This window comes from Sulfuriferula multivorans, assembly GCF_003851125.1.
GTDB classification, from domain to species: Bacteria; Pseudomonadota; Gammaproteobacteria; order Burkholderiales; family Sulfuriferulaceae; genus Sulfuriferula; species Sulfuriferula multivorans.
The window spans coordinates 1-1,343 of sequence record NZ_BGOW01000042.1 but is presented as its reverse complement, the minus strand read 5'-3'; the positions used below and the strand labels follow the sequence as shown (position 1 = coordinate 1,343).

Annotated in this window: 1 protein-coding gene; it reads left to right on the top strand. The window is 61.7% G+C overall.

From position 1 onward, the window contains the following. Positions 1–1,025 (top strand): IS110 family RNA-guided transposase (locus tag EI185_RS16140; RefSeq protein ID WP_124706182.1); only part of this gene is annotated, 1,025 nt, incomplete at its 5' end. Positions 1,026–1,343 lie beyond the last annotated feature (318 nt).

The window sequence follows — 1,343 nt, the reverse complement described above, 5'->3', positions numbered from 1 at the left end:
TCACCGTAGGAATCGATCTCGCCAAGAACGTATTTGCCGTACACGGCGTAGATGATAACGGCAAGCCTGCCCTGGTCAAGCCGAAAGTTGCACGCGCGGATTTGCTGCCGCTGATCGCGCAACTGCCGCCCTGTCTGATCGGCATGGAAGCCTGCTCGGGTGCGCACCACTGGGCGCGGCTGTTTCGCCAGCATGGCCACACGGTCAAACTGATGGCACCGAAGTTCGTCGCGCCCTACCGCATGACTGGCAAGCGTGGCAAGAACGACGCCCAGGACGCCGCCGCCATCTGCGAGGCCGTCACCCGACCCACCATGCGCTTTGTCCCCATCAAGGACGAGCACCAACAAATCATCCTGTGCCTGCACCGCACCCGCCAAGGCTTCGTCGAAGAGCGCACCGCCATCTACAACCGCCTGCGCGGCCTGATCGCCGAATTCGGTATCGTCCTGCCACAGAAGATAACCTGCCTGCGCCGGGAGATCGGCGCACACCTGGAAGATCTACCGGGCTACGCCAACCGTTGCATTGGTGATCTCCTGGCGCACGCCGACCAACTCGATGCGCGCATTGCCGACTACGACCAGGCCATTTCACACGCCGCCCGTGAAGACGCGGCGAGCCGCCGCCTGATGCAACGTCCCGGCATCGGCCCAATCACCGCCAGCGCGCTGCTGGCCAGCATCGGCAACGGCCATGACTTCAAGAACGGGCGTCAGGTCGCCGCGTGGATCGGGCTGACACCCGGCCAGCACAGCAGCGGCGGTAAAGCGCGACTGGGACGGATCACCAAGGCCGGTGACGGCTACCTGCGCAGTCTGCTCGTTCTGGGTGCCCGATCCATACTCGCCGGCCTCGGCGACAAACAGGACGGCTTCAGCCGCTGGGCCCGCAGCCTGGCCGAACGACGTGGCTACTGGAAAGCCGTGGTCGCCATTGCCGCCAGGAATGCACGGCTGGCGTGGGCGGTGTTGCACTACGGCGAGGATTTCAAACTCAAGCCGAGCGCAGCCAGCGCAGCCTGAGCTTTTAAGAAAAGCGTCTGCACGAAAAGGTTACTGAAAGGAACAAGTAAGCCGCCGGGTGGCGGGAAAGAATCACCGATGCACTGCACGTGTTGATGTGAAGCGGGTTGGACCCGCGCCGGGGGAGCCTGATTAGCTCAAGGGGAGAAGCCATTCCCGACTAACGATTGAGGTCCCGGCGCGCGTCTTTCATCAGGGTCCGGACAATGAGTCCAACATGACCGTTTGTAGTTTCGCAGTCCTTCACCTTCTTACACAACCCAAGCGGCGCAATCTGAATCAGATGATGAGGAAAGAGCAATGAATTAAAAACATCAG